Origin of the sequence: Thermoflexus hugenholtzii JAD2 (assembly GCF_900187885.1) — a bacterium.
Classification (GTDB): Bacteria; Chloroflexota; Anaerolineae; order Thermoflexales; family Thermoflexaceae; genus Thermoflexus; species Thermoflexus hugenholtzii.
The window spans coordinates 67,195-92,796 of the sequence record NZ_FYEK01000071.1 but is presented as its reverse complement, the minus strand read 5'-3'; the positions used below and the strand labels follow the sequence as shown (position 1 = coordinate 92,796).

Below are 25,602 nucleotides of genomic sequence, written 5' to 3'. Positions count from 1 at the left end.
GATGAAGCAGGAAGCGGCCGGTCGTTGGTTTCACCCTTCGGGGTGAAATCAATGACGATGTGCTGCGGAACGGTGGGAGAAAGGCCGGCGGACGCTGGTGGATCTGATCCTCAGCGGGGTGGCGATTGGCCTTTTCGTCAGCCTGATGACCTATCTCGGGCTGGTGAAGTAAGGGGGCCTCCACGCCACCCCTCCCCGATTTGGGGGGCGGCCCTTGGACCTAACCCCTCGGCCCCCTTCCCTACGAGGGAAGAGGACGAGGTCTTTGGGGTGACGGCCGCGGGGGTTGATCGGGAGACTTCGGAGTCCGTCTTGGAGGGGTCGAGGTGGTGAAGAACCTCCCAGAGGTCCTCTGGACCCGCGGCGGACATCACCACGCCTGCGGCCGTCTCCTGCGATGCAGGTTTCGACTTTCTCGCAGCCGGGCCATTTCGCTTGCGACCGCGAGGTGAAGCCATGACGAACAAGCCTTCTACCACAAAGATCCATCCCCTGAACATTGTGGGCGCCCTGATCATGGTGGCGGATCTCATTGCCGCGGGCTACTGGGCGCTGGTCATCGAGAAGCCCCGGGCAACCGCCAAGATGGCGGCGGGGCAGTGGACGCTATGGGATGAGGTTATCGAAAAATTGATCATCATCGGGTTCTGGGTGATTGCCTATATGGGCTACACGGTTGGGGCATTGCCAGACAACAAGTGGGACTGGAAACGTGCGGCCCGATCCGGTTTGGAAGCGGTCATCTCGGGGGCAATTGTTGGTGCCCTTTATGCCTTGATGTCCCAGCGATGAGCCGTCCCGTTCCTGGCGGGGGGTGACTGATGGTTGGGTGGCGGAAACTTTCCCGGAAGCGGCGTTCGGAGATCCGGTGGGAGATCGCCGGGTTCCTGTATTTGTTGATCATCCTACCTTTCCTGGCGTGGCTGGCGAATTCGGCGCGGCTGCGGAACTTCACCCGTTTCCCCTCCTGGGTGGAGATCTTCCCCGCCTTCCTCATCAGCCTGCTGTTCCTGGTGGCGCGGCTCAGCGGGGAGCGGCGCGGGTGGATCCCCTGGCTGTCCCGAACAATGTTCGTATCCGCCGTGGGTCTGTGGATTCTCTCGTTTCCGGTGGTTTACTGGCCGCTGCTTCTGCCGAAGGGGTGGGGGTGGCTTCCCGCCGTCACCTACAGCTTGGCGCTGGCGATCGGCTTGGTCTACGGGTGGCGGCGCGGGTGGGAGACGCTGACGGATCGCTTGGATCGGGTGCTTGAGGTGATGGTTCTGTTCAGCGGCGGGAGCTCGGCGGCCCCGCTGGGGGCGCATCTGGGGATGCAGGCCTCCCGTTCGGGAGGGTATGGGCTGGTGGACATCTTGTTGATCCTGGCGACGACAGCCGTCGGATACTGGATCTTCTTTGCAGGGATCGCCCAGAACTGGCATCTGCGACCCCTGGGCTTGCGTCCCGGCTGGCTTTCGGGAACGGGATCCACGGAGACATGAAACGGAGGAGATCGAGGATGACAAGCGAACAGGACATCGCCTTCTCGCTGGCCTTCTCCGGATGCAGCGTCCTGGCGTTCCTGTTTCTTCTCGGGTTCGCCCTCCTGAAGACCGCCCGCCGCTTCGGGAAGGGAGAGGCTGTCCCGGTCCTCGCCTTCCGTGTCCCGCTGCCCCTCCGGGAGGTCGCGGGGCGGCTGTCGAAGGTTTCGGCGGAGCTCCCCGATCTTCCCAAAGATGCCAAGTCGCTGGTCGGGTTTCTGGCCGAGGAGGATCTGGCGCTGCTGTATTATCCTGCCGTGTATTTCCTTGACGAGAACGAGGAGCTTCTGAACCGGATCGCCGGCTTCGAAGGGGCGGCCCTTCTGTGGGAGGGGAATCTCGGGGAGACCCTGGTTCTGTTCCTCGCGGGACCCATCACGGGCATCTCCCCCGCCCGATCCTTCCGCCTCGCCGCCCTTCAGCGCGCCGCCCGCAAGCTGGTGGGGGAGCTGCAGCGGATGACAGGCATCCCCTTCGAGGAGCAGCCCGCTGAGGAGGCCGCGCGGCTTCACGTCCGCCTGCGGAAGGAGGAGTGGGGGCTGGGGCGTCGGGCGCTGGCGGTTGAGCGGGCGCTGGTCCTGCGCACGTTCCCCCTCGCCCCGCCGCTTGCCCTCCAGGGCATCCTGGCGGGCGCCCTGGCGGCCTCCTCGGCGCTTCTTCTGGCAACCCTCCTGGCCGATCGGCTGGGGCAGCAGGGGAGCGAGGCCTTTTTCCTTCCCGTCCTGGCCCTCCTGGGGGCGATGGGGAGCGTGGTGCTGTTCGGGTCCCTGACGGCTGTGGAGAGAGCCCGGCTCGCCCTTCTCTCCCTCAAGGCACCGGATCCGGAGAAGTTTCAGGGTGCGGCTCGCCTTCCGTGGTGGGCGGTTCCGCTGATGGCTGCGTTCGGCCCGCTGGCGGTGCTGATCGCCGCGGCGTGGGGGAAGGAGGGCGAGTTATGGGCCATTTTCATACCCTGCATAGGTCCGTTGGGCCTGGCGATCGCGCTCCTCGTTCTGGCTGAGGCACGAAGCGGAGGGGTGAACGGTGGATGGTCCTAAACAGGTGGCCGGTGGCGACGCTTTTCCCCGTCGCCGCCGGCTTCGTCGTGGGAATTCCGCCAGGTTCGGATAGCGCAAGGTGTTCAAGCCCTTCGTGGCGACATCCAGAGAGGAGGTTCCGATCATGGCATCTCAGAAGACGCGCGGATCCTTTCGATTTCGGCCGGTAGGGGCGCTCCGCAAGATCCTTTTGGTCGCGGCGGCGGGGCTGCTGGCGGCCTGCGGTCTGGGGCCCCTCCGCCCCGCTCAGACGCCCGCGGCGCCGACATCCCCGCTGCGCCCTTCTCCGACGCGAACGGCCCGCCCGACCGCGACCCCCACGCCGGAGGCCGGAGCCCTTCCTTCAGGGCGCTTTGCCGTGCGGTTCGTCAGCGAGCCGAACTACGGCATCGTGATGGAGGTCCCCGCCTTCGAGATCCGGGAGGAGCGGCTGCGGGTTTACGTCGCCTTCGCCCACCGGGGCGAGCGCAGCCAGGAGTTCTACGCCCCCTTGGAGCCTGGCAAAAGCGCGGAACTGTATGTAGGAAACAAGCGGCTGAGCCCGGCGGCGATGAGCGAGAACTTCCAGGAGGACATCTGCCCCGAATATCCACGGATCCCCCGCAAGACCTGTCTCTGGATCGTTGGGGCGGTCGAGCGGGGGTGGTTCGAGTTTGAGATCCCGCAGGACGCCCAGCCGCCTTTCGTCTTTCGCTTCCCAGGGTTCGATCGGGTGGAACTCCGGCCCGAAAAGCCTCTCACCGGCGAGATCTGGGAGGGTCTTCCGGCTGATCCCTTCCCGCAGGGGGAGTGGGCTTTCGAGACGGACAACCGCTTCCGCCATCTCAGCGTCTCCGTGGACCTGATCTTCCGGCGCATCCGGGTGGACGCGGATGGGCTGGAGATCGCGCTGCAGGTTCGCCAGCCGAAGGGACTGCTGGTCTTCGGACAACTGCCAAAGCCGGGTGAGATGGGGATGGTGGATGCTGCGGGAAAGCAGGTGTTTCCCGTCGGCTTCCCCGAAGACATGAAGGAAATGAGGCCGCCCCAGAACGCGACCCGGGTGGATCTCACCCTGCGCTATCCGCTCCCGGCGGCGAGGGGCCCGCTGATCTTCCGTCTGGAGGGCTGGCCCCTGATCCGCTTCGACCCCGAAACCGGGACACTGGCCGAGGTCGAATGGGACGGGCGGGTCTTCGTCCTGGCCCCCACCCCCACGCCGTCCCCGGCGGAGATCGCCCGCGGGGAGATCGCGGCCATGCTGGGGAAGATGGCGGAGGCGATGGGGCGGTCTCCAGAGGCCTTCCGGGCCGCCCTGGATCCGCAGGCCGAGGCGGATGCGGACCTGCTGCAGGCGGTAGCCTCCGGCGGCGGCTGGCCGCTGGTGGACCCACGCCTGGAAATCACCGGCGGGGAGTTCCAGGCGGAGGAGGCCCAGGATGTCCGCCTGGAGCTGTCGGTGGGCCTCGAGGGCTTCCCGGCAGAGGAGCGCTGGCGCTACGCCGCGGAGGTGGATCTCCGCAAGACGGACGGGGAGTGGCGCATCGTCCGCTGGGAGTGGGAGAACGTCCCGCCGTGGGCGCGGATGGCCGGGCGCCCGTGGACTTCAGAACGCTTCACATTGATCGCCCCATCGGATCTTCCGGAGGAAACCGCCCGGGCCGTTCTCTCCGAGCTGGAGGAGGCTTACCGGGATCTCGCCGCGCGGCTGCCCCGCGAGATCCTCCGCCCCCGGTATCTGGCCATCTACGCCCCCGACCGTTCGACCTTCCGAGCGCTGACTGGCAGGAATCCGGAGCGGACCCTGGGGGTGGCCTTCTATCGCACCGTCCCAGTGGAGGCCGAGGGGGAGGTGGTGGGCTTCCGGAGCGGCGAGACGATGATGGTCCTGAACGCCGAAGGGGTGAAGGGCTACCGGACAACGGATCCCCTCTTCGGGCGGGCGGCAGTGCTGCGGCATGAGCTGGTCCACGTGATCCTGGCCCCCTGGACCCGACCCTGGACCCCCGGGTGGCTGGTGGAGGGAGCGGCGCTGACCTACGCCGGACAGCCTTACTGGCGGGAGCTGAAAGAAGAGATCCGGAGCCTGGAGAACATGACCTACACCACGGCGTTCGGCCACATCGGGGACATCTTCGGGACGGCGACGGCGCGCCAGTATGCCCTGGCCTCGGCGATGGCGGAGTTCGTCCGGGAGCGCTACGGAGATGAGGCCTTCCTGGCCCTCTACCGGGCCTACGGCGAGATCCCGCTGGATGTGGTGGAGCGGCGCTGGCCGAGGGTCGGCCTTCAGGCGCTGGTTCAGGCGGCGATGGACGCCATTGCTCAAGAGGTCACGCCGAACATCTTGCAGCAGCACCTCGGGCTGGATCCAGCGGCCTTCGAGGCGGAGTTCCTGAAGTGGTGGAAGGCCAGGCGCTGAGGGGACAGGAGGACGGCGATGTTCAGGCGGCGGCGTTCGGAGCTCCTGTGGATGGTCGGGGGGACCCTGTATCTGCTGATCGCTCTCCCGTTTCTGGCCTGGTTGCTGAACTCCGCTCGCCTGCAGGACTTCCACCGCCTTCCGTCCTGGGGGGAGCTGCTCCCGGCGCCGCTGATCCTCGCCGCCCATTGGATCGGCGAGATCGCCGGGGAGCGGCGGGGATGGATTCCCTGGCTTTCCCGAACGCTGAAGATGACGCTTTTGGGCCTGTGGATCCTTTGGGGGATGGTGATCTACTGGCCGCTGCTGCTTCCGGAGGGCTGGGGATGGCTGCCGGCGGCGACCTACGGGCTGGGGCTGGCGGCGGGGTGGCCTTCGCCCTGCGGCATGGATGGGATTGGGTGGCGGAACGGATCGAGCGGATGGGATGGATGGTGGCCGCTCTCACGGGGAGGCTCGGCGGCGGGCCCGCTGGGGGCGCAGATGGGGATGCAGGCCGGCCGTTCGGAAGGATATGGGCTGGTGGATGTCCTGCTGATCCTGGCGATGACCGCGGTCGGATACTGGCTGGTTTTCGCCGGCATCGCCCAGAACTGGCATCTGCGCCCCTGGCCCGGGCGCGGGGAGATGCCAGCGGCGGAGTCCCGAAGGGATCTCCCGTGGCCGCAAGGCGGTGGCCGCGACCCGGATCGGAAAGGAGGCGAGGATGATCTATCCGGACCGAAGGGAGATGATCTTGATGATCCTGGCGTTTGTGTGGTTCTTTGTGCTGAGCCCCCCCTTGCTGGCGCTGTCCATCCATCTGGGGTGGCCTTTCGAGATCAGGGCCTGGGTGGCGCGGGTCGTTTTCCTGATCTTCGCCCTGCTGGGCGGGACGGGGGTCTTCCTCTATATGCGCCGGGTGGCCCGGGCGATGGGGGCGCCAGGCCTGGTGGTGACGTTGATCTGGATCGGCCTGGCGATCCTGCTGGCCCGGGGGCTTTTGGCCGCCGGGCGCTGAGGCCGGCCTCCCGCCGGCGAGCCTGTTTCTGTTCCATCCAGGAAAGGAGGCCCGCGATGGGAATCCTGAAGGCGCTGTTGGGGAAGGACGAGATGGGGGAAGGCGTGGAGCATTTGCTTCACGGGGAATACGAGAAGGCTATCGAGCGGTTCACCCGGGTTCTGGAGCGGGATCCTGGGAACGCGGAGGCGTGGTTTCACCGGGGGATCGCCCATCTGGAGAGCGGGCAGCCGGAGGCGGCGATCCGGGATTTCACGGAGAGCCTGCGGCGGGAGGAGGATCCGGAGGCGTATTACCATCGGGCCATGGCCTGGCTGGATCGGGGGGATCTGGAGCGGGCGCTGGCCGATCTGGATGCCGCCCTGCGGCTGGACCCGGAGAACGCGGAGGCCTGGAACGTGCGGGCGATCGTGGAGGCGGAGCGGGGGGATTACGCGCGGGCGTTGCAGGACATCGAGCGGGCCATCGAGCGGGGGCATCCTTTCGGGTTCGTGAATCGGGCGAACATCTTGGAGCGGGCAGGGCGGCTGCGGGAGGCGCTGGCCAGCCTGGATCGGGCGATAGCGGATCGGCCCGGCGATCCGCTGGCCCTGGCGAAGCGGGGCCTGCTGCGGGAGCGGCTGGGGGATCCCGAGGGGGCGCGGCGGGATCTCCGGGAGGCGTGGCGGCGGAGGGAGCTGGAGGAAGAGGGGCGGGAGGCGCCGCTCGCCCGGGTGGAGGAGGCCCTGCGGCGGCTCGGCGCGTGGGGATGATCGGGATGCCGCCTCGATCCCGAGATCAATCCCTAACTCAGAGGAGGTTGAAATCCATGGAAAGCAAAAACTCCAGGATTCATCCTTTGTTCATTGTGGGAACCCTGATCATGGTGGCGACGCTCGTGGCCCTGGGCTACTGGGCGCTGGCCATCGAGAAACCCCGGGCCATCGCCCTCAAGGCCGCGGGAGCATGGACGTTCTGGGATGAGGTGAAGAGCAAATTGATTCCCATCGGCTTCTGGGTGATCGCCTACATGGGCTACATCATCCAAAACCTGCCGGAGCATGGGTGGAGCTGGAAGCGGGCGGCGCGGTCGGGGATCGAGGCGGTGATCTCCGGGGCCATTGTGGGGGCCCTCATCTCCGCGATGACGACCCGGTGAGATGGCCTCTGGCTTTTGTGGAGCTGCTATCGGAGGACGGATCCCCTCTTCGGGCGGGCGGCGATGCTGCGGCACGAGCTGGTCCACGTGATCCTGGCCCCTTGGACCCGGCCCTGGACCCCCGGGTGGCTGGTGGAGGGGGCGGCCATGACCTATGCCGGGCAGCCTTACTGGCGGGAGCTGAAAGAAGAGATCCGGAGCCTGGAGAACATGACCTACACCACGGAGTTCGGCCACATCGGGGACATTTTCGGGACAGCAACGGTGCGTCAGTATGCCTTGGCTTCGGCGATGGCACAGTTCGTTCGGGAGCGCTATGGGGACGAGGCGTTCTTGGCCCTCTACCGGGCCTACGGCGAGATCCCGCTGGATGTGGTGGAGCGCCACTGGCCGATGTTCGACTTTCTGGCTCGGTCCTCGCTGGACGCCATCGCCCGGGAGTCCACGCCGGGCTTCCTGCGGCAGCGCCTCGGGCTGGATCCGGCGGCCTTCGAGGCGGAGTTCCGGAAGTGGTGGAAGGCCAGGCGTTGAGCGGCGGATGAACCACACAGGCAGCAGCCGGGCGGATCGCCAGGCGGTCCGCCCGGCTTGCTTGGAGGCCCCCCCATTCCGGAACCACCCAAAGGATTCATCGCGCGCCGGATGGGCGATCCGTGGGGCGTCTTTTTTGAGCAAAAACTCCGATTTCCTCAGTCTATTGTGGCAGGCTGCACAAGAGGCGGCGTAGGATAAAGCGCGGATCCGGCTTACCCGATTCGAGGGAGGACAGGCTGGCGCGGCGGGTGGCGTCCATTCTATGAGGAAGGGAGGTCGCGGCGAAAGCTGTTATTGCGGCGGGCGGCCGAAAGGTCGCGGCTGAAGCCGCTCCTACGGAAAGGCGGTTTTTGTAGGATGGGCTTTAGCCCCGAACTTTCGGGTCTTCAATAACGTAGGGGTCGTGGCTAAAGCCGCTTCTACAAGGATGGATTTCCCTGTTGGGAAGAGCTTCAGTCTCGAACTCTCGGTTCTCGATGGCGCAGGGATCGCGGCGGAAGCACGCGATGCATCGTGGTGAGGGGATATGGCCGTAATGAATTTCGGCTTACGCGGGGGGCTTCAGCCTCGAACGCTTGATCTTCGATGGCACAAGGGTCGCAGCGGAAGCCGCTCCTGCGTCTACGGCAAGGATGCCGAAATGAATTTCGGCTTACACGGTGAGGGGATGGTCTCCGTTCAGTCCTCGAAACCCTGTAAGGAGGTGAAGCGATGGCACGGTTGATCCGTTTAACGGTGGCGGGCCTCCTCCTCGGCGCGCTGCTGACGGCCTGCGGGGGTGGCGGCGCAGGGGGGACCGGCGGGACGGGCGGCCTGATCATGGAAATGGGGGATCTTTACTACAAACCCGATACGCTGACCGCAAAGCCCGGCCAGACCCTGCAGATCACCCTCGACAACCGGGGCTCTCTGGAGCACAACTTCGTGCTCTACGATCTTGACGGCCAGACGGTGCTCTTCGAGAAGGACGCCATCCAGCCCGGCCAGAAGATGAACATCTCCTTGAAGGTCCCGGAGAAGCCAGGCACCTATGAGTATGTGTGCACGGTGCCCGGCCACAAAGAGGGCGGGATGGTGGGCAAGTTGATCGTGCAGCCATAAAGATGGGCCGCCCGGCCTCGAAAGGCCGGGCGGCTTTTTACGCGAACAGCACGTGCTGGCGGAGGAACTCCAGGACCTCCCGGTAGAAGCGGGCGATGGTCTCGGCCCGGCGCCAGCCGTGCCCTTCCCCCGGATAAAGCCGGTAGAAGTGGGGAACCCCCCGCCGGCGCAGGGCCTCCACGAGGGCCTCGGCCTGGCTCGGCGGCACGACCCGATCTTCCTCCCCCTGAAAGATGGCCACGGGATCCCGAATCCGGTCCGCGTGGAAGATCGGGGACCACTCCCGATAGCGTTCCGCAGCCTCCGGGAGGGGACCGACCAGGGAGTCCAGGTAATGGGCCTCGAACTTGTGGGTCTCGGCGGCCAAGGTGAACAGGTTGGTGACGCCGAAGAGGCAGATGCCAGCGCGGAAAAAGCCAGGGTGGCGGATCAGGGCGTTGAGGACCGTATAGCCGCCGGCGCTGCCGCCCATGATCACCCGACGCCGGGGATCCGCCAGCCCCTGTTCTGCCAGGGCCCGGGCGCCCCCCACGGCGTCCTCCACATCCAGAAGGCCCCATTTCCCCTTCAGGGCATCCCGGTAGGAGCGCCCGTAGCCGGTGCTCCCCCGATAATTCACTTCCAGGTAAGCGAAGCCCCGCGTGGCGAAGAACTGGGCATCCGCGTTGTAGCTCATCACCCGCTGGGAGGTGGGGCCGCCGTGGATGCTGATAAGGGCCGGGGGCAGGCCCACCCCCGTCACCTCCAGCGAGGCCGGCGGGTAATACAGGCCGTGGACAGCCGTCCCGTCCGGCGCGCGCCACTGAATGGGCTGGGGGAAGGAGAACGCCTCCGGCGGGATCCGCTCCGCGCTGGCGAACCGGTGGACGCGGAACCGGCCGTCCTCCCAGGTCACCACCCGGGGCGGGAGGACAGGGGAGGAAGCGATCATGGCCAGGGCCTCCCGGTCCGGGGCCACCGCGAGCTGGTCGAACCAGGTGTAGGGGTGGAGGTCCAGGCGCGTGATCCGTCCTTCCAGATCCACGGCCTCTAAGGAACCGATGGCGTTCTCGTTGCGGCGGTAGAAGAGGCGATCCCCCTGCGGGCTCCATCCATAAACCCGCAGCCCCTGAACCCAGGCAGGGGGCGCCAGGGTGGTCCCCTCCACCAGGATCCGCCGGGCCCCGGTCTCCAAGTCCATCACGACCAGCGCATCCCATTCCCCGTCGGTGAGGATATAGCTCAGGAAGCGGCCGTCGGGGGAGAAAGCGGGCTGGAAGACCGGGGTCGTGGCGTCCCCGGCGATGACCTCCGGCGAGGAAGGGCGGGGTGGGTCGCCCTCCAGGCGCGCCAGGCACAGGCGCGCGCCGTCCCAGGGCATGTTCGGATGATCCCATTCCACCCAGGCGATGAGGGGCCGGGTGGGATGCCAGGCCGGCTGCATGTAGAAATCCGCGCCCTCGGCGACCTTCTGGGGCCAGCAGCGTCCTTCCGCGTCCACCAGGGCCAGGAGGTCGGTCTCGCCGTCCGAATGCACGTAGAGCACCCAGCGCCCATCCGGGGAGAGGATCGGCGAGGCGGCGTGCCCGAAGGGCGGGGTGATGGGTCGGGGGAGCCCATGGGCCAGGGGGAGCCGGTAGAGGCGTCCGTCCTCCCCGACGTAGATCACGAAGCCGTCGCCGGCGGTGAAATCGCCGCCGCCGTATCCGATGCGGGCCCGCACCGATTCGATCTCCGTGAGGTCCCGCGGCGGTCCATCGCCCTCTCGGGCGACCAGGACGCCGCGGCCGGAGCGCTCCTCCCGCCAGATCAAAACGCGGCCCGAGCGGTCCCACTGGACATCCGTGATCCGGAGCAAGCTCGCCATCCGCTCCGGCTCCAGCGGGCTGGGCCAGAGGCCATAGGGGAGAACCCGGGGCATGGCGCCTCCCTCCGGGTGGAGATGTTGTCCATAATAATAGCCCGATTCGCGCTTCCCCAAGAGGGACCCAGGGGGGATTTTCACGAAGATGCGGATCCTTCAGGGGGGTGCAGCTCGATGGGCCGGTTGAAATCCGAGAGGGTGATCTGCCAGACCGTGGGATCCTGGGGGTCGCTGTCCCGCTCCACCAAGCGGACCCGCAGGATGCGGAACGTGCGCGCCTCCACCCACAGGTCGGCGCGCAGGCGCCCGGCGATCAGGCCCAGGGACCACTCCTCCAAGGGGCCGCTGGGGACCTCGCCGTGGAGGTGAAAAGCCGGCCGGCCTTCCAGCGTCTCGACCCCAACCAGCCGGAGCTCCGCCCGGGCGAGCAAGGCCGGCAGTCCCTGCTCGGCGTCGAAGAAGAGGCGGGGGTCGATGACTGTGCCGCGCTCCGGTGACAGCTCCTCCCAGCGTCCGATCCCCGGGAACGCCACCCAGGTCCGCTCGCCGATGCGGAGCACCCCGATCTCGGTGACCATCCCCAGGGTGAAGATCCGGGCGGTCCCCCGCAACCCGTTCGGCCGGACGATATCCCCCTCCACCCGGCGCAGCATCATCGTGCGGGCGGTGTCCAGATAATCCGGTGCCCCCCTTCGCTCCAGAACGAAATGAACGGTTTCGATCTCGGCCATCGCCCGGGCAGCCCGTTGCAGGATCTCTGGGGCGGAGAGGGCCGGAGTGGGGGAGGCCGAGCGACATGCGGTGTTCGCTAGGAGGTAGAGCCATCCGAGGAGGCAGAGAGCTGGCCCGATCCAACGCTTCATCCGCAAGCCTCCTTCCACCCAGGGAGTGCAGCCCCTTCCCTGGCGGAGAGCCGGTGGGGTGGGGACGGAGGATCCCCACCCCACCCGGCAAGCCGAAGCCCGACGGCGTGGCGTCCTCGCCTCAGGAGCCGGAAGGCACGATCCGGATGAAGAGCACCCCGCGCTGGATCTCGGCGCCCGTCGTGGCCTCCCCGGCGATCCCGATCCCCTGGATGGGATCCAGGAAGGGGCGGGCCTTTTCCCGGAAGGTGGCGCCCTCGGCTCCGGGGATCTGTTCCTCGATTAGATCCCAAAGGGCGAAGGTGTCCAGGAAGAACAGGGACGAGATCTGCGCGGGCAGCTGCTTCCGGATCTCCTGGAAGCGCGGGTTCCCGGTGATGGCGCGCGCCGGCTTGTAATAGCCCTCGAAGGCGTCCGCGGGGAAGACCATTTGCATCGCCTCCGGATCCACGGTATAGGCCAGGATGCGCTCCCCGGTGGGCGCGGTGATGATGCGGACGGCCTGCCCGACCCGCGTGGACTCCTCCACTTGGACGCCCATCATCGCCAGGGCGTCCTCCAGGCGCGCCAGGCCCGCGCGGGCCGCCTCCGGCTGATCGGTCCCGATCCAGAGCGAAACCCCCACCGGGATCCCCGAAGGGGCCCCCGCCGGCACGGGGAGCGCCGCCAGGATCAGATCCCCGGTCATCCAGGCGAGGAGATCCTCCTCCAGCCGGATCCCCATGGTGGCTTCCATATCCTGAAGCTGGCGACGGGCCTCCGGGTTCCTGCGGATGATCTCCAGGCTCTGGCGGAGGCTTTGCCCGATGCGGGCGGTCTGGAAGAAACCGAGGGTGTTCTCTGGGATCCGGCCCAGGAGCGCCTCCGAGATCGGCGGGGCGTCCAGCGAGGCGCGGAGGTCCTGGGGCACCCTGGCCCGGTCGATCACCGCAATCGACTGGAGGCGGAGGCCCTGGGCCTGCAGCTCCACCGCGAAGCCTGCCCCTTGGATGGCCTGGGCCATGGATGCCCAGGGCCCCAGCAGGGATTCCGGATCCGGCGCCCCGGGTTGCAGGCGAGGGAGCGCCTCCTGAGAGAGTTTCTGCAGCGCCGGATAGTCCAGATAGACCATCATTACGCTCTGGGCGGGCAGGGCCTGAATCACTTTCCGGAAGCGCGGGGAGGTGGTGATGGATTGGCCTTGCCCAGCGGCGCGATCGGCCACCCGTTGGAAAGCCTCCTCGGTCACCGCGACCACCACGAACTCCCCGAGCCGCCCGATGGCCAGGGGCGGGTTCTGGGGCCCTTCGGAGATCCACAGCTGATACGATCGGCCTCGGTAGGCGCGGTCCTCCACGCGCCCGCCTTCCTTTTCAGCCAGCTGGCGCAGTCGCTCCAGGAAGGCATCAGCCTTCCCGTGATCTCGGGAGGCGACGAGAAGCACGAGGGGCAGGCGACCCGCCCCCAGTTCTTCGGGGGAGGCGGGGAAGAGGGCCAGGCCGATCTCCGGCCCGATCCATGGCGCGATGTCGGCGTCGAAATCAATCTCGGCTTCCTTTCTTAGCTGATCTTTCCATTCCTCAAGGACGCGCTGGACCTCGGGGTTCTCCAGGTAGGCGCGGCGGATGGTTTCGTAGCCGGGTTGGGCCTGGAGGTTGTAAGAGAGGGAGGCGTAGAAGATAGCGTCGTCCGGGACCATCTCCGCGGCCAGGATTTGGGGGCGTAGCCCCAGCAGGGCCATGACCCGCTCGCGCAGCGGCGAGAAAGCCAGGGCGCCGACGGCGAGGCCGGTCACGCAGCACACCAGCGCCAGCACCGGTAAGAGCGCCAGCCACCATCGTCGGGACATGGGAGCCTCCTTCCTTTGATTTTTGGAAACAGGCTGAGCCTTCCTTCCTCATTTACGAGTTGAAAGAGTCTGGGATTACCGAATCCTGCGAAGAGCGGGTGGAGCGGGCGGAGGTGCCCTCCCGGAGGGGGCGGAGGGTGGCGGCGATCGGGAGGGCCAGCCCCATAGTCAAGGCGGCGAGGCCGAAGATCTCCCGCAGGATGGCCAGGGTGATGGCCGGCAACGCGGCGGGAAGCTCCGCCAACGTGTAAGCGGCCACCATTCGCTCGAAGCGGGAAGTTCCCCATGCGGTGAGGCCGGCCATCCCCAGGCTCATGCCGATCAGGCGGAGGATGAGCAGGAGGCCGGAGACCAGGCCGCGGGCGGTGGGGGGTGCGGCGTCGAGGGCGGCCGCGCTCACTGCGGAGGTGGCGGCTCCCAGGCCCAGCCCGGCCAGGGCCATGTGCCGGAACATCCGGCCGAAAGGCTCCTCGGCCTCCCAGCGCGCGGCCAGCCCGAGGGCCAGGGCAGCGGCCAAGATCCCGATCAGAGCCGGACGACGGTATCCCCAGCGGCTCGCCCAACCCCCGATGAGAGCGCCCAGCGCCATCCCTCCGGTGAGCCCGCTCAGGACCTGCCCGCTGCGCAGGGCGGCGCGGCCGAGCCATTCCTCGGGGGTGGCACCCTCGCCGCGCAGGGTGTTGATGAAGAGGGGGACCTGGACCATGGGGGTGATCAGGCCGATCCCCAGGATCAGGTTCACCAGCCCGGCCCCCACGAGGTTCCGGCGTCGGAAGAGCTCCAAAGGGAGGAAGGGAGCGTGGGCACGGTGCTCGTAGCCCAGCAAGAGGAGAAGGGCGAGGGCGCTGAGCAAAAGCCACGGCCATGCCTGCTCCGGAGCTCCCGGAGCCCGATTCGAAAAATCCGGGAGGTCCAGGGAGCCGCCCATCCGGGCGAGGCCGAAATGGAGCGCGATCAGGGCGGCGGAGAAGAGGGCGACGCCCGGGATGTCCACCGCGAGGGCGCGAGGGGGGGTCCCGAAGGCCCGGCGGCCGACCCCGGCGGCGGCCAGCGCCAGAAGGGTGAGGGGGACGTTCAGAGCGAACTGCCATTGCCAGCTCCAGCCAGCCAGGGCGACGGGCAGCCCCAGGGCATGGTGGAGCCAGGCCCCTACCTCCGGTCCGTAGCGGATGAGGAGTGCTCCATAGAGGGGTCCCCAGATCCAGCCCAGGGTGTCGATGGCCGCGAGCAGTCCGATGGCGAAGCCACGGCGTCCCTCCGGGAAACGATCCCCGACGGCGGCCATGGCGATGGGGACCACTGCCCCGCCCCCGAAGGCTTGGAGGGCGCGGGCGGCGATGAGCATGGGGAGCGTGCGGGCGGAGAGCACGAGGAGCGAGCCGGCAAGGAAGAGGGACAGGCTGAGGGCGTAAAGGGGGAGGCGCCCGTAGCGATCCGAGAGCCGGCCCATCAGCGGCATCGCGGTGACGTAGGCGATCAGGTAAGCGGAGACGATCCATGCGGCATCCCGGAGGCCGGAAGGGATGGGGATCTCGAAGTCCACGATCATGCGGGGGAGCATCGTGCTGACCACCGTGAGGTCATCCGCGGCGATGAAGACCCCGAAGGCCAGCGCCCCCAGGATCCAGTAAGGGGAGTCCCCAGGCCCCTGTCTCTTCGGGCTGTCGGCCTCTTTGCTCATCGCGTCGCCTCACACGATCGTGGAGGTGGATCCCTTCTCCCGGCCCAGCACTTCGCGGCGCAGAGCGTGGCGATCCTGCAGGATGTAGAAATACACCGCGTCCTTTTTCTCGTCAATCAGGTCCCGGAGCTCCGCCTTCACCCGTTCCAGGCGGGCGGGGGTGATCTCCCCCTCGAAGGCGGAGTTCTGCACCCAGTGGAGGTGGCGGCGCAGATACTGGCAAACCCGGGCGACCCGCTCCACTTCCACATCGTAAACGATGATCACATACATCGCCTCACCACCACGCTTTCAGGGGCTCGTAGGGCTCCATCCCCAGCAGATGTCGGACCAGTTTGTAGGCCTCCAGGCGGATCAGAGTCCGGTAGCTCACCGGGCGCTTCAGGCGGGGATGTTGCACGGTCTCCCGCATCCGCTCCTCGAACTCCGCCACCACCTTCTTGCGCCCCTCCTCCTTCAAGTAACAGAAGCCGACTTCTTCCAGGAAATCCTCCTCGCTCAGGGCGTTCCGGTTCATCAGCGTGAAGGCCATGCGGTCCACCACGAGCGGCTTGAAGAGCTCGGCCAGGTCGAGGGCCAGGGAGAAGCGCCCGGCGGAGGGCTCGTGGAGGAAGCTAATGGCCGGGTGGAGGGGGGTGTGATAGAGCTCGGACAAGGTAGCTGCATAGAGGAGGCCGTTGCCGAAGGAGAGCAGGGCGTTGATCGGGTTCTCCGGCGGCCGCCGGCTGCGGCGGAACCCCTCCAGATTCAGGATGGCCGGGAAGGCCCTGTAGTAGGCATCCCGGGCCTGTCCCTCCAGGCCCATCAGGGTCGGCACGTCCGGGCAGCTTTCGATCTCCCTCAAAGCTTGTTCGATGGCGGTTAGGGGTTCCTCTACCGGCAGACCCTGGCGCCGGTAGTAGAGCAGGTTGCGGCGCATGTGGAAGAGGGCGCCCTCCACGAAGCCTCGGGCCAGGGCGAGCCGGCGGGAGGGATCCGCGGAATGGAGGGCCTGGGCCACCACCACCTGTCCGGCGGCCCGGGTCTCCCGGGGGTAGAACGAGCCCACGTAGAACCCGTAATAGTTGAACACGTGCAGGCTAATCCCGTGGCGGCCCAGGAAGCTCAAGAGGCGGGTGTTGAGGTCCAGCTCCCCCATGGCGAAGAGGGCCTCCACATCCTCCACGGGGATGGCCTGGCGCTGGGTCTGGCCGTCGGCCTCCCACTCCAGGTAGAGCGTGTTCTGGCGCCGCCGCAGACGCCCGCTGCGGAACAGATAATACGCGCGTCCCATCGTTCCCTAAATCCGCTTCTCGGGATGTCGACATCCCGCGTCAGTCGCGGCTCCCCATACAGCAAAACGGCCTGCCCGCCGATGATCATATAGGGCAAGCCCTCTTGATCCAGCGCGCCCCAGCCTATTCAGCAGGGAAGCAGACATCGGCATTGATCGCCCGGGCGAGCTGGAGATCGATTTCCAAGCCCTCTAATGGATCCGCGGGCGGCCAGGCATGGAGCGCGCGGGCGAGCTCCAGCATACGATCGAAGATGCGAAAATGAAGCTCAAGATCCGGTGGGTTCCGGCGCTGCCATTCCGCCTCAAAGGCTTCCCAGGTCCGGCGATCTCGGATCATCCGCGATCCCTCCCATTTCTGGGTTCGAAGCCGGACGGGCGAGATTGGTTCTTCGGTCTTGGTTCATTTTCGCCTGATGCTGGGTTTGTGCAACGATCGGTCCTCTTCGTCGGAGATTTTGCCGCTCATCCCCAGCACAGCGGGGCGTAGGCGCAGCGACGACAGGCGGGCATCCAGGGGGCGGCCGGCGGGATGGGGAGGGCTTCGATGCGGGCGATCTCCTCCAGGGCGGCCTCCACCTCGGCCACCGCCGCCGCGTCCAGGGTCACCGTCTCCCGCCGGCGCTGGCGGGGGAAGCGCAGCTCCCCGCGGAGGTGGACTCCCCGGCGGGCCAGGAAGTAGAGATAGTAGCGCAGCTGCAGCCGGGCGGCTTCGATGAAGGTCGGGGCGTGCTTAATCTCGAGGAGAGTTCCTTCGCCCTCCAGGACGTCGATGGCGAGGAGGTTCTCCAGGAGCAGGCTCCGGCGGGGCCGGTCGCGGTAGGCCCGCTCATGGGTGAGGCGGCCCAGGGCCACGGCCTCAGCGTCGGCCTCCAGGCGGACCTGATGGGCGAAGAGCCAGAGCTTGCGCGGGCAGACCCGCAGGTAGTTCATCTTGAGCCCGCCGACCTTGAGGCGCTCGAAATCGTCCTCGCTCAGGCGCATCGCCTGGCGAAGGAAATCCCATAGCTCCTCTTCGCGCTCCGGATCCACGAGCTCCTCCTCGTCTCCCACCCGGGGCGCCGCATGCTTACGACACGGAATATGCAATGCCCTCTTCAAGCGTAGCCCATGTGTGCGCAGCGTGCATCCGGTTTCCCCCCGAATCCGCTCAGGGATCGCCCTGGGGTTTCGGATCCGGCGAAGCCACGGTGGGAATCCGGGGAGGACCTGAGGCGGGGTTTGCGGACCCACGTTACCCTTACACGTGCTCGCCGGAGAACCGGAGGGGCTCGTTCCCCAATCCAGGGTGATATGTCTTGGTCCCTGATAGGAGGGCGATCTGGAGGGGAGGGTGAAGCGAACTGTCTATCATCTTAAATGAGAGCGCGTTCCCTCCCTCCGGGGTCTTGAGGGGGGCAAGCCTGCGGCGCGTTGTGGGGAGGCCTCCCTCATCGGACGTGAGGTTAGGAAGCCTCTCTCCATCCCACCATCCTGTGTCCCGGGAGGTTTACAATGAGGCATGTTCGCATCGTCTGGGTTCTTCTGGCTCTGATTCTAAGTGTTGCGGCGTGTCGTCCGCGTCCGGCGCCGGGGCCGGCGACGGCCGGACCGGCCTCTCCGACGGCGGCTCCGGCCCCGACCATGGCGGCTCCCACCCCTACACCGGCGTTGCCGGGCCTGGGGCATCCGGTGCCAGCCGGTGGGGAGCCCATCTCTCTGGATAACCTCCCCCGCCTGCAGCCGATCTGGCGGGCCCAGTGGCCGATGTGGCACAGGCTGTGGCCGACCTCCGAGGCCCTGATCGGTGTGGGGGTGGAAGTCATGGTCATATCCCCGTCCGACCTGGAGATCCGACAGTTCTTTCCGCTCCCCGCGGGCACGGAGTTTCCGACCGCCCTGGCGGTCAGTGGAGACCATCGGACGGCCGCCGTGGGAACCAGCGAGGGGGATCTGTGGCGGGTGGATCTGAGCCGCGGGGAGATCCGCGGCGAGGCGAGGATATCGGAGTCCATCAAGGCGCTGGCGTTCCTGGACCCTCAGGGGCAACGCGCGGCGGTGCTGGCCGATGGGTTGCGGATCTGGGAGGCGGATGGTTCGGTGTCGTCGCCGGTGGGGGTACTTCCCCAGAAAGACTATAGTGGGCAGCTCAGCCCGGACGGTCGCTGGGCGCTGGCAGTGGACAATCAGGGTGTCGGGGGCCTGTATGAGGTTCCGTCGGGCGCCCGGATCTTAAGTTTCACGGTTCCCTTCACCAGCCCGTGGTCGGTTGCGTTGCATCCGGAGGCGCGATATGCGGCCGTAGCCGGGAGGGATGCCGTGGTTGTTCTCCGCCTCGATCCCTCCGGGGGGCGTGCGGAGACGCTTCGGCGGCTCAGCCGGTCAGGCGTTCGGGGGATGGATGGCAGCGCATCGTTTCTGGCCATTCTGTCCGAAGAAGGCGGAGGGACGCGCCTCCAGGTCCTGCGCTGGGAGAGCGGGGAATCGGTGGTGAACACCCTGCTGGACCGGCCGTTCTTCCACGTGCGCCTTGACGAAACAGGCGGCCGGGCTTACCTCGCCGACTTCAATCGCCTGGAGGCCCGCTCGCTATCGGACGGCGAGCTTCTCGGGCGGCGGGCGCACCCCATGACGGATTTCGGAATCCCTCTCTGGGAGCAGCGCGCGGTGGTTCTGAGCTCAAAGCCTCTGGGGCCTTGGGATCCGGAAGTGGCGCTGCTGGATCTCGCCACCGGACGCCTCCGATGGCAGCGGACGCTGAAATCCCCCGTTCGATCCGCCTGGGCGGATCCCCAGGGGCGATGGGTGGCTGCAGCGCTGAAGGACGGCGGGGCTGAGTTCCTGAAGCTGGAGGACGGAGAATCCGTGGGGCGGCTGGAGCTGCGGGATATCACGTGGCTGGGCCCGGATGGGCAGGGTCGGGGCCTGATCGGCCTGCGGGAGAACACGGTGATGCTCTGGCCGGTTGAGGGGAAGGCCCCGGTCTGGCGGCGCGCCCTTCCGGTTCCCCGGGATCTGCGGCTGATCGGTGCCGTCTCCCCCCAGTGGATCGCCGTCGCGCCGCTTCGCGGACAGGACACCCGTTTCGGCGAGTATAACCGGATCTGGGTGATGGATCACGAGGGCAACATCCAGAACACCCTGAGCGATCGTCAGAACTTTGGGAACATCTATCGTCTTGAATGGTTCTCCGACCATCTGATCGTGCATATGCTTTCTGGATCCTCCGGCTACGCGTTCATCTTCTCGATCCCGGGCGGGCAGCAAGTAGCCAGTCCGCGCATCCGGTCAGCCTATGACCTCACATCGATTTACTGGTGGCCTGATCTCCGGATGGGGGTGGTGAACAATCTCCTCGATGAGCTTGTGGTTTTCCGGATGGAGGGCCCTAGTGTTGCGATGCGCTCTCTGCATAGCGAGGAAGAGCTTTGGGTGCACGACGTTCAGCGGGTCGGGAATGGATCACTGCTGCTGGCAGGGGCGCAATCCGTTCGTGTTCTTCGGCGAGGGGAGGGGTCATTGCGATGGCGGCTCAAAAGGGAAGGGCAATTGCAGGCGTTTGATCTCAATGGGATGCAGAAAGTATGGGAGCGTCCGGTTCCCTTCTCGCTGCTCTGGATGGCGTTGTCCCCTGATGATCGGTGGGTGATGATAGGGAGCGCGGAGGGGATTGTGGAGATCTGGGGCGTGCGGTGAGGGTCGGGTTCGGTGGGGCGGCTGGAGAAGGCCGCCCCACCGGTGTTTCGAGATCCAGCCCTGGTGAGGATATGGGCAATGGGCGTTTCGCGCCTTCCACAGGAGGCATCTGCCGAATGGCATGGGAAGGGCGGCGTTCTCACTCCACGATGACCCCCCGCGGCCCGGCCGTCTGCGGCTCCGGCTCCTGAAGCCCCTCCTCAGGGTGGTAGGGAAGCGCCGTCTGGAAGCAGCCGAGATCCGTCCGCGGGGTGAAGAAGGTCCCATGTTCTTTCAACCAGTAAATGGGCACGGGAACGAGCAGTTCCGGGAGCCTCCACATCTCCCCCCGTTCCCGCAGGGCATCCGCTTCCGAGGCAAGGACCTCCGGCAGCACCTCGATGGAAAGGGTTCCCCGGCGTGCGGTGAACCGGTTTTTCATCTCCTCGTCCGACAGGTCGATCGTGTAGCATCCGAGGATCTGCTGGATCTCCCGCATAGCAGTCCGGCCGTCTTCCAGCTCCCGCTGCCATGCGGGGTCGCTCATGACCCGCTCGTAGAGCTGCTGGACAGCGTGAGCGAGATCCGCGTCGCTGGGGGTTTCGGGGAGCGCTTCGAGGAGCTCGCGGCTCCATAGAAGGATCTCCCGCCCGTAGACCCGCTGGGCACCTTCCGACCAGTCCTGGCAGATCCAGACCGGGGCGGGGGGATGGATCCCCTGACGGTTCACTCGCCCCATCCGCTGCACAAGGGCGTCCATCGGGGCGATCTCGGTGATCATCGCATCGTAGGAGATGTCCAGGCTCACCTCTACCACCTGGGTGGCGATGAGGATCGTCCCGGGCTGGGGACGCTGGGCTTCCTCCTCTTTCCGTGCGCGATCGGCGAGGGTGAAACGGGAATGGAGGAGGGCCCGTTGAGGCCACCGGTGCGCTTCCCGGAGCTGACGGTAGAGCTGCCGGGCGTCCCGCACGGTGTTGGCGATGACCAGGACAGTCTTCCCCTTCCGGGCCAGATCCATGGCAATCTCGAGGCCATGGTCCGTCAGCCGCCCCCCGCAGAGCCGGATGCGATGGCGGCGTCGCGCCCAGAGGTCCGGTTCCGCATCCACTGGCTCTCCGGGGGGGAAGAGCTGGAGGAGGGGATCGGGAAGGGTGGCGCTGGCCAGGGCTAGGCGGGCTGGGGGCTCCCGGCTCAGGGCCTCCAGGAGCAGCCCCAGGGTATAAGGCTCATACGCGTGGATCTCGTCCAGGATCAGCGTAGCGCCCCGGGCGAGGCTCCGCCGCTCCTCCCAGTGCCGTCCGTGAAGGTGCGCCAAGAGATATTGATCCAGGGTGGCCACGGTCACCGGCTTGGCGAAGACCGATCCGAACAGTCGGAGGTCCAGGGGATCCTCATCGAACTCCCGCCGGAGCATATAGCTGGCCCGTCCGTGGGCCAGCCCCACCGCGTCATTGCCGTAGATCCCACGCAGGCGCCGCCACATCGCATTGGTCGTCGCCTGGGTGGGCAGGAGGTAGATGATCCGTTCCGCCCGGCCGGCCCATAGCAGCAGGGCTTCCGTCTTGCCGGTTCCTGTTGGCGCTCGAAGCAGGAGTATCTCCCGGTCGGCGGCCGATTGTGCCCTCCGCTGGAAATCCCGGAGCGACTGCCCGCGGGTTTCCATGGAGCGCTGGACGGTGAGGGTTCCGGCGCTGAGGAACAGTGCCGAAGGACATGGGGATTTCGCGGAGGCCAGCCAGTCGGCCAGATGGAGCACGGTCTTCACCCGGGCGAAATCCTGGGGGGGCAGGCGCTGGAGCATTCCCCGCAGCGTGCGGGATTCGTTTCCAAAGGAGAGAGGTTGCTCCAGGAGGGCAGCGGGCGTCTGGCGAGCGAGGATCCGGATCTGGGGTTCGATATCCTTCAGCGCGGGGAGCTCATCCACGCCGTGCTCATACATGAGCTCCCAGAGAGCACGCAGGAGATCAGGGAGGTCATCCCAGAGATAATCGGGGAGACTCTCATAGCCCTTATAGAGCTCCGGTCCCAGTGGGGAATGATGGGAAAGCACCGCAGCGGTGGCCTCGAAGGCGCTGGGACTTTCTCCCGGGCCTGAGGGCAGATTGCCCTCTGCCGCGAGCGCGATAGGCAGGGAAGCCAGGGCGTGAGGGTAGGCCCGCGCTTTCCTCTGGCGGGCGATCCGTCGCAGGCACTCCTGTTCCGGGGCAGGTGCCCCGCGTTGTTCCGCTTCCTGGACCATGCGGAGGGCGCGCATGTAGTCCTGGAAGCCCCGGGTGGCTTTCCCGATGTCGTGCAGGGCGCACGCCAGAAGGGCTTTGGCCCGGAGGCGAGGGGGGAGCCGCATGCGTTCCGCGATCTCCGCTCCCAGGCGGATGACCTCCTCTAAGTGGAAGAGGAGCGGGACGTCGGGCTTGGCGAGGAGTTCAGCCATGTGAAATTCCTCCCCTCCCATTGAAGCGCTGGCATGCCGGGAACCTCGAGCTCCAGGCTTAACGGAAGGAACGTGAGAGGGATGGAGGATTCAGGATGTCGAATGCCCTTTGTGTCCACCCGGAAGCGTAGGGGAAGCGTCTCCACCACCGGCGGCTCGAAGGAAGCGCCGGGCGTGAGGATAGGCCGGGCGCCGGGCGTCTGGCGCAGATCCACCGGCAGGACTGTTCCCCGGAATCGGGGCTCCCCGGGCGCGGCCTCTCCCCACCGGATATCCTCGATGAGCATCAGCTCATCCTCGCGACCGAGGGAGAGTGCATAAACGGGATCCTGGAAGGCCCGTTCCAGACGGCGCAGGAGCTCCTCCCTCCCGCCATAGAGGAGGGTGTAATCGGCGAAAAAAAGCAGCTCGCGGAAATACGGAGAGCGCTCGGCGATCCTGCCGCCCTTGATCTTAAGAACGGTCCACATATCATAGGCGCGGCCGGTCTCTCCCTCGATCCAGACCGAGACCCGGAGATCCCGCATCGGGCTATCCTGCGCCCATAGCTCCCGATCCGAGAGCCCCAGCGCTGCCCCGGCGATGCCCAGGAGCGTCGTCGGCGGTGGCATGGGGAGCGTTCGCTGATAGTTGTGATCCATCGGGCGCCGGAAGGAGACCACCGGCGCCCGAACCATCACGACGAGGATCCGTTCCATAGCTGGCTCACATCCTCCTGGGCTTTCTTCAGAGCATGATGGACAGAGAGGACCTCTCCATAGGGTTGGAGGGCCTGCCGGATTTCCTCCTCGTTCCCGAAGATCCCGGGCTCCACGCCGAAGATCACGCGCTCCCGATAGGGGGCGAACCTCTCCAGCGCGTTTTTCAGCGGGACCTGGTCCAGGAGGTATCGGCCGTCCTCATAGTGTGCGACCATTGCTTCCAGGAAGACAGGATGTTTCACCCTCAGCCGGGCATAAGCGAAGAACTTCGGCGAAAGATCGGCCAGCATCCGCGCCGTGCGTCCCCCTCCCCAGAGGAGGTTGAGGGCTTCCAGGAGCGTCTGCAGGCGCCTTTGCTTTTCCTGAGGAATCAGTTCTGCCAAGAATCCCCTTAACGGAGGGGATAAATCTTGGATCCTAACTAATGCGTTCCCCTGTAATTCATGTTTCTTTTGCTCATCCCGATTCTTTTCCTCCTTCTCTCGATCGGACTCTTTCTCTTTAGAGCTCGGCTGAATCAGCTCATACCGGCTCCTCCATTTTCCTACCCGGTCCAGCTCCACGAGGATTGTGCCCTTGAAGAGGTTGGCGTAGAGCTCGGTCTCGAACATGTTGCCACCGGCGGCCATCGCCTGTCCGAAGCGCTCGAAGGAGCGGGTGCCGAGGTCTCGGTCGCCCTGGAAGGGAAAGAGCCCCACTGCTGCCGACACGCGTACCGGAGAGGTGCGCCGTCGTCCGCCGGAGGGATCCAGGTAGCCGAACAGATCCTCGTCGATGAACTCCCAGGGGCGCACGGGCGGCGTGACCTCCTGCCCGCTCACCTGGGCGAATGGTTCCGAGAGCGGGTATCCAAGCTCCTCCAGGCGATCCCGGAGCATCCGCCGGATCGCCTGCCCGGAGATGTAGGGAATCGTGCTTCCGTCGGGCAGCGTCACCTTCTTGGTGACGACCACATTGCCTTCCGTGTGGGAAGCATTCACATTGGCCGCTGAGACTTTGGCCAGATAACCGATGACGAGGGCCTTGCTCATGGTTGGGCCTCCTTGCTCTGAGATGGCTCCTGCTGCGGAACCCTTTTACGAAGGAAAGCGTTCATCGCGTAAATTGAGAGCAATGTCTTCACCCGCACCCATGGGACGCCGGCGATGCGCTCGCCGCGTTCGATGCGCAGGAGAGCCTCCGGGATGGTGAGCTGAAGCCGGAACTGGATATCGTTGAGAACCCGGTAGAAATCCTCCGGGTTCTTGGCGTTGCGCAGGGCATACAGCAGCCCCATCTCGTTATGCTGCTCCGCAGCCGACCCCAGGGAGTGTCCGAATCCGGCCAGCGTGCGCTGGAATTGCTCATCCATGTCAAACACCTCCTTCAGGTAGTGGTTCAGGATCTCTATCGTTCCCCATATCAGCGGTCGAGGGTTCTTCTCCCGGGCGCGGGCCTCATACAGGAACTGCTCCACGAAGGGCGAGGGATCGTTGAACTCCAGGATGGCCCACGAGATCCGATCCCTCCAGATCGTCTCCAGGTCCTGCCCCTGCTGGGCTTCGAACTGTCGGAAGATGTCCACGAGGCGCTGGTGGGGCCTGACAGTCTCTATGCCGGTCGCTCGCAGATGTTCGATCCAGCTCTCATAGAGTCGATAGAGCCGGTGCAGCCTGGAGAACTCCCGCATGGCCTTCATACTGAAGGCCTGTCCGGGCGTGCCCATCACCGCGTAAAGGGTGATGGGAGCAGGAGGTGGATCGGCCCCGACGGCCCCCAGCAGTGAGGCCAGCAGCTGTCGAGCCTCGAGGGAGAGCTGATCGGACTGCCGCACGTGAGAGAAGAGGGCCAGCAGGAGACCCCATGCGGTCTCGTGCAGATAGGGGCCGGCGAAGGCGACCGGCGCTGTCCCGCCCCGCCCGCCACCCACGCGAAGGGGCTCCAGGATCTCCTCGTGAAGCCGCTTCAGTTCCCTTAAGCTGGAGTGGAAGATGAAGAAGTGGAGGACGTTCCTCTGGGCCTTCCACAACCAGCCCAGGTATCCGGCCAGCCCCGCCAGGGCGCAGCGGGCGCACAGCTGCAGGCCTCGCTTTGTTCCCGGGTAGAACGTGCCGAACTTCTGGGGATCCACCACGAAGGGATACATCCACATGGCGGCGTTCGTTAGCGGAGCGTTGTCGCCGCAGATGTCACAGATATCCGGCTTTTTGCTGAGCTTGAGGCTGAGTTCGAACCTGGGCGGGTGCTCAAAGTAGTCTTGTCCATCGATTTTGATTTTGGGCGCCTGTCCGGATACTTTAATGAAGAGGTTTGTCGGGTAGACCCAGTTCATCTTGTCATATTCTCGGATCTCCCCCGTTGCCTTGTCGTAATACAACCCCTTATTGCCTGTGGGTTGAAGGAGCCGGCCCTGAAGCCATTCCAGGACTTCATCTATCGGGTGTTCCCCTTCGCCGAAGTGCCCCAGGAGCACAACGAGCCCTGTATCCACCCAGAAGTTGCTGGTGGGTCGATCGAGGGAAAGACGGATGGTCCCGGGAGAAGCATGGGTCATCGCTTTACGCCCTTTCATGCCCTTCCTCCACAAGCCGGTGGGCCTGCTCTTTCTCGAATCC

Annotated in this window: 22 protein-coding genes; 10 read left to right on the top strand and 12 right to left on the bottom strand. The window is 66.2% G+C overall.

The window, feature by feature from the left end; all coding sequences use genetic code 11:
* Positions 1-456: 456 nt before the first annotated feature.
* The 9 genes from CFB18_RS13075 to CFB18_RS13040 all read left to right on the top strand — a co-directional run bounded on the left by CFB18_RS13075 (position 457) and on the right by CFB18_RS13040 (position 8,731).
* Entirely contained in the window at positions 457-792 is a 336-nt protein-coding gene (locus CFB18_RS13075) for a hypothetical protein (protein ID WP_088572240.1), read from the top strand.
* Positions 793-821: 29 nt separating this feature from the next.
* Entirely contained in the window at positions 822-1,481 is a 660-nt protein-coding gene (locus CFB18_RS13070) for a hypothetical protein (protein WP_088572239.1), read from the top strand.
* Between the two features lie 17 nt (positions 1,482-1,498).
* Positions 1,499-2,557, top strand: coding sequence for a hypothetical protein (locus tag CFB18_RS13065; protein ID WP_088572238.1), 1,059 nt, complete (start codon positions 1,499-1,501; stop codon positions 2,555-2,557).
* 124 nt (positions 2,558-2,681) lie between these two features.
* Positions 2,682-4,958, top strand: a complete 2,277-nt coding sequence (locus CFB18_RS15685; RefSeq protein ID WP_088572237.1) for a hypothetical protein — start codon at positions 2,682-2,684, stop codon at positions 4,956-4,958.
* Positions 4,959-5,664: 706 nt separating this feature from the next.
* The gene (locus CFB18_RS15440; protein ID WP_159461757.1) at positions 5,665-5,958 is read left to right on the top strand and encodes a hypothetical protein; all 294 of its coding nucleotides are present in this window, start codon (positions 5,665-5,667) and stop codon (positions 5,956-5,958) included.
* 56 nt (positions 5,959-6,014) lie between these two features.
* Positions 6,015-6,710: a tetratricopeptide repeat protein gene (locus CFB18_RS15435; RefSeq protein WP_159461756.1), complete on the top strand. Its 696-nt coding sequence runs from the start codon at positions 6,015-6,017 to the stop codon at positions 6,708-6,710.
* A 56-nt stretch (positions 6,711-6,766) separates the two neighbouring features.
* Complete coding sequence (locus tag CFB18_RS13050; RefSeq protein WP_088572235.1) at positions 6,767-7,096, top strand: hypothetical protein; 330 nt, start codon at positions 6,767-6,769, stop codon at positions 7,094-7,096.
* 63 nt (positions 7,097-7,159) lie between these two features.
* A complete protein-coding gene (locus CFB18_RS13045) occupies positions 7,160-7,627 on the top strand; it encodes a hypothetical protein (protein ID WP_088572234.1) in 468 nt (155 codons plus the stop codon).
* Between the two features lie 714 nt (positions 7,628-8,341).
* The gene (locus CFB18_RS13040) at positions 8,342-8,731 is read left to right on the top strand and encodes a cupredoxin domain-containing protein (protein ID WP_088572233.1); all 390 of its coding nucleotides are present in this window, start codon (positions 8,342-8,344) and stop codon (positions 8,729-8,731) included.
* 37 nt (positions 8,732-8,768) lie between these two features.
* On the opposite strand, the gene CFB18_RS13035 is transcribed toward CFB18_RS13040, so the two are convergent.
* From CFB18_RS13035 to CFB18_RS13000, 8 genes are all read right to left on the bottom strand, one after another.
* Positions 8,769-10,631 carry a S9 family peptidase gene (locus CFB18_RS13035; protein ID WP_088572232.1) on the bottom strand — a complete coding sequence of 621 codons (1,863 nt, stop codon included), beginning with the start codon at positions 10,629-10,631 and terminating at the stop codon, positions 8,769-8,771.
* Positions 10,632-10,711: 80 nt separating this feature from the next.
* A complete protein-coding gene (locus CFB18_RS13030; RefSeq protein WP_088572231.1) occupies positions 10,712-11,437 on the bottom strand; it encodes an LppX_LprAFG lipoprotein in 726 nt (241 codons plus the stop codon).
* Between the two features lie 121 nt (positions 11,438-11,558).
* The gene (locus CFB18_RS13025) at positions 11,559-13,265 is read right to left on the bottom strand and encodes a DUF3352 domain-containing protein (RefSeq protein ID WP_088572230.1); all 1,707 of its coding nucleotides are present in this window, start codon (positions 13,263-13,265) and stop codon (positions 11,559-11,561) included.
* A gap of 52 nt (positions 13,266-13,317) precedes the next feature.
* The gene (locus CFB18_RS13020) at positions 13,318-14,946 is read right to left on the bottom strand and encodes an MFS transporter (protein ID WP_088572229.1); all 1,629 of its coding nucleotides are present in this window, start codon (positions 14,944-14,946) and stop codon (positions 13,318-13,320) included.
* 9 nt (positions 14,947-14,955) lie between these two features.
* Entirely contained in the window at positions 14,956-15,219 is a 264-nt protein-coding gene (cas2, locus tag CFB18_RS13015) for a CRISPR-associated endonuclease Cas2 (protein WP_088572228.1), read from the bottom strand.
* Positions 15,220-15,223: 4 nt separating this feature from the next.
* Entirely contained in the window at positions 15,224-16,219 is a 996-nt protein-coding gene (gene cas1b / locus CFB18_RS13010; protein WP_088572227.1) for a type I-B CRISPR-associated endonuclease Cas1b, read from the bottom strand.
* Between the two features lie 124 nt (positions 16,220-16,343).
* Positions 16,344-16,559 (bottom strand): hypothetical protein, encoded by a 216-nt coding sequence (locus CFB18_RS13005; protein WP_088572226.1) that lies wholly within the window; start codon positions 16,557-16,559, stop codon positions 16,344-16,346.
* A 125-nt stretch (positions 16,560-16,684) separates the two neighbouring features.
* Entirely contained in the window at positions 16,685-17,251 is a 567-nt protein-coding gene (locus tag CFB18_RS13000; protein WP_088572225.1) for a CRISPR-associated protein Cas4, read from the bottom strand.
* Between the two features lie 462 nt (positions 17,252-17,713).
* On the opposite strand from CFB18_RS13000, the gene CFB18_RS12995 reads away from it, so the two are divergent.
* Positions 17,714-19,894, top strand: coding sequence for a WD40 repeat domain-containing protein (locus CFB18_RS12995; protein WP_088572224.1), 2,181 nt, complete (start codon positions 17,714-17,716; stop codon positions 19,892-19,894).
* Between the two features lie 139 nt (positions 19,895-20,033).
* Here the strand turns inward: CFB18_RS12995 and CFB18_RS12990 are convergent, their stop codons facing one another.
* Genes CFB18_RS12990 through CFB18_RS12975 form a run of 4 tightly spaced genes read right to left on the bottom strand, consistent with a single transcriptional unit; the run spans position 20,034 to position 25,559 of the window.
* Positions 20,034-22,307, bottom strand: coding sequence for a CRISPR-associated helicase/endonuclease Cas3 (locus CFB18_RS12990; RefSeq protein ID WP_088572223.1), 2,274 nt, complete (start codon positions 22,305-22,307; stop codon positions 20,034-20,036).
* Positions 22,259-23,005 carry a CRISPR-associated protein Cas5 gene (cas5, locus tag CFB18_RS12985; protein ID WP_088572222.1) on the bottom strand — a complete coding sequence of 249 codons (747 nt, stop codon included), beginning with the start codon at positions 23,003-23,005 and terminating at the stop codon, positions 22,259-22,261. The genes CFB18_RS12990 and cas5 overlap by 49 nt, the downstream gene beginning before the upstream one ends.
* On the bottom strand, positions 22,984-24,039 hold the full coding sequence (gene cas7i / locus CFB18_RS12980; RefSeq protein WP_088572221.1) for a type I-B CRISPR-associated protein Cas7/Cst2/DevR: 1,056 nt from the start codon (positions 24,037-24,039) through the stop codon (positions 22,984-22,986). The genes cas5 and cas7i overlap by 22 nt, the downstream gene beginning before the upstream one ends.
* A complete protein-coding gene (locus CFB18_RS12975) occupies positions 24,036-25,559 on the bottom strand; it encodes a hypothetical protein (RefSeq protein WP_200808221.1) in 1,524 nt (507 codons plus the stop codon). The genes cas7i and CFB18_RS12975 overlap by 4 nt, the downstream gene beginning before the upstream one ends.
* Positions 25,560-25,602: the final 43 nt, after the last annotated feature.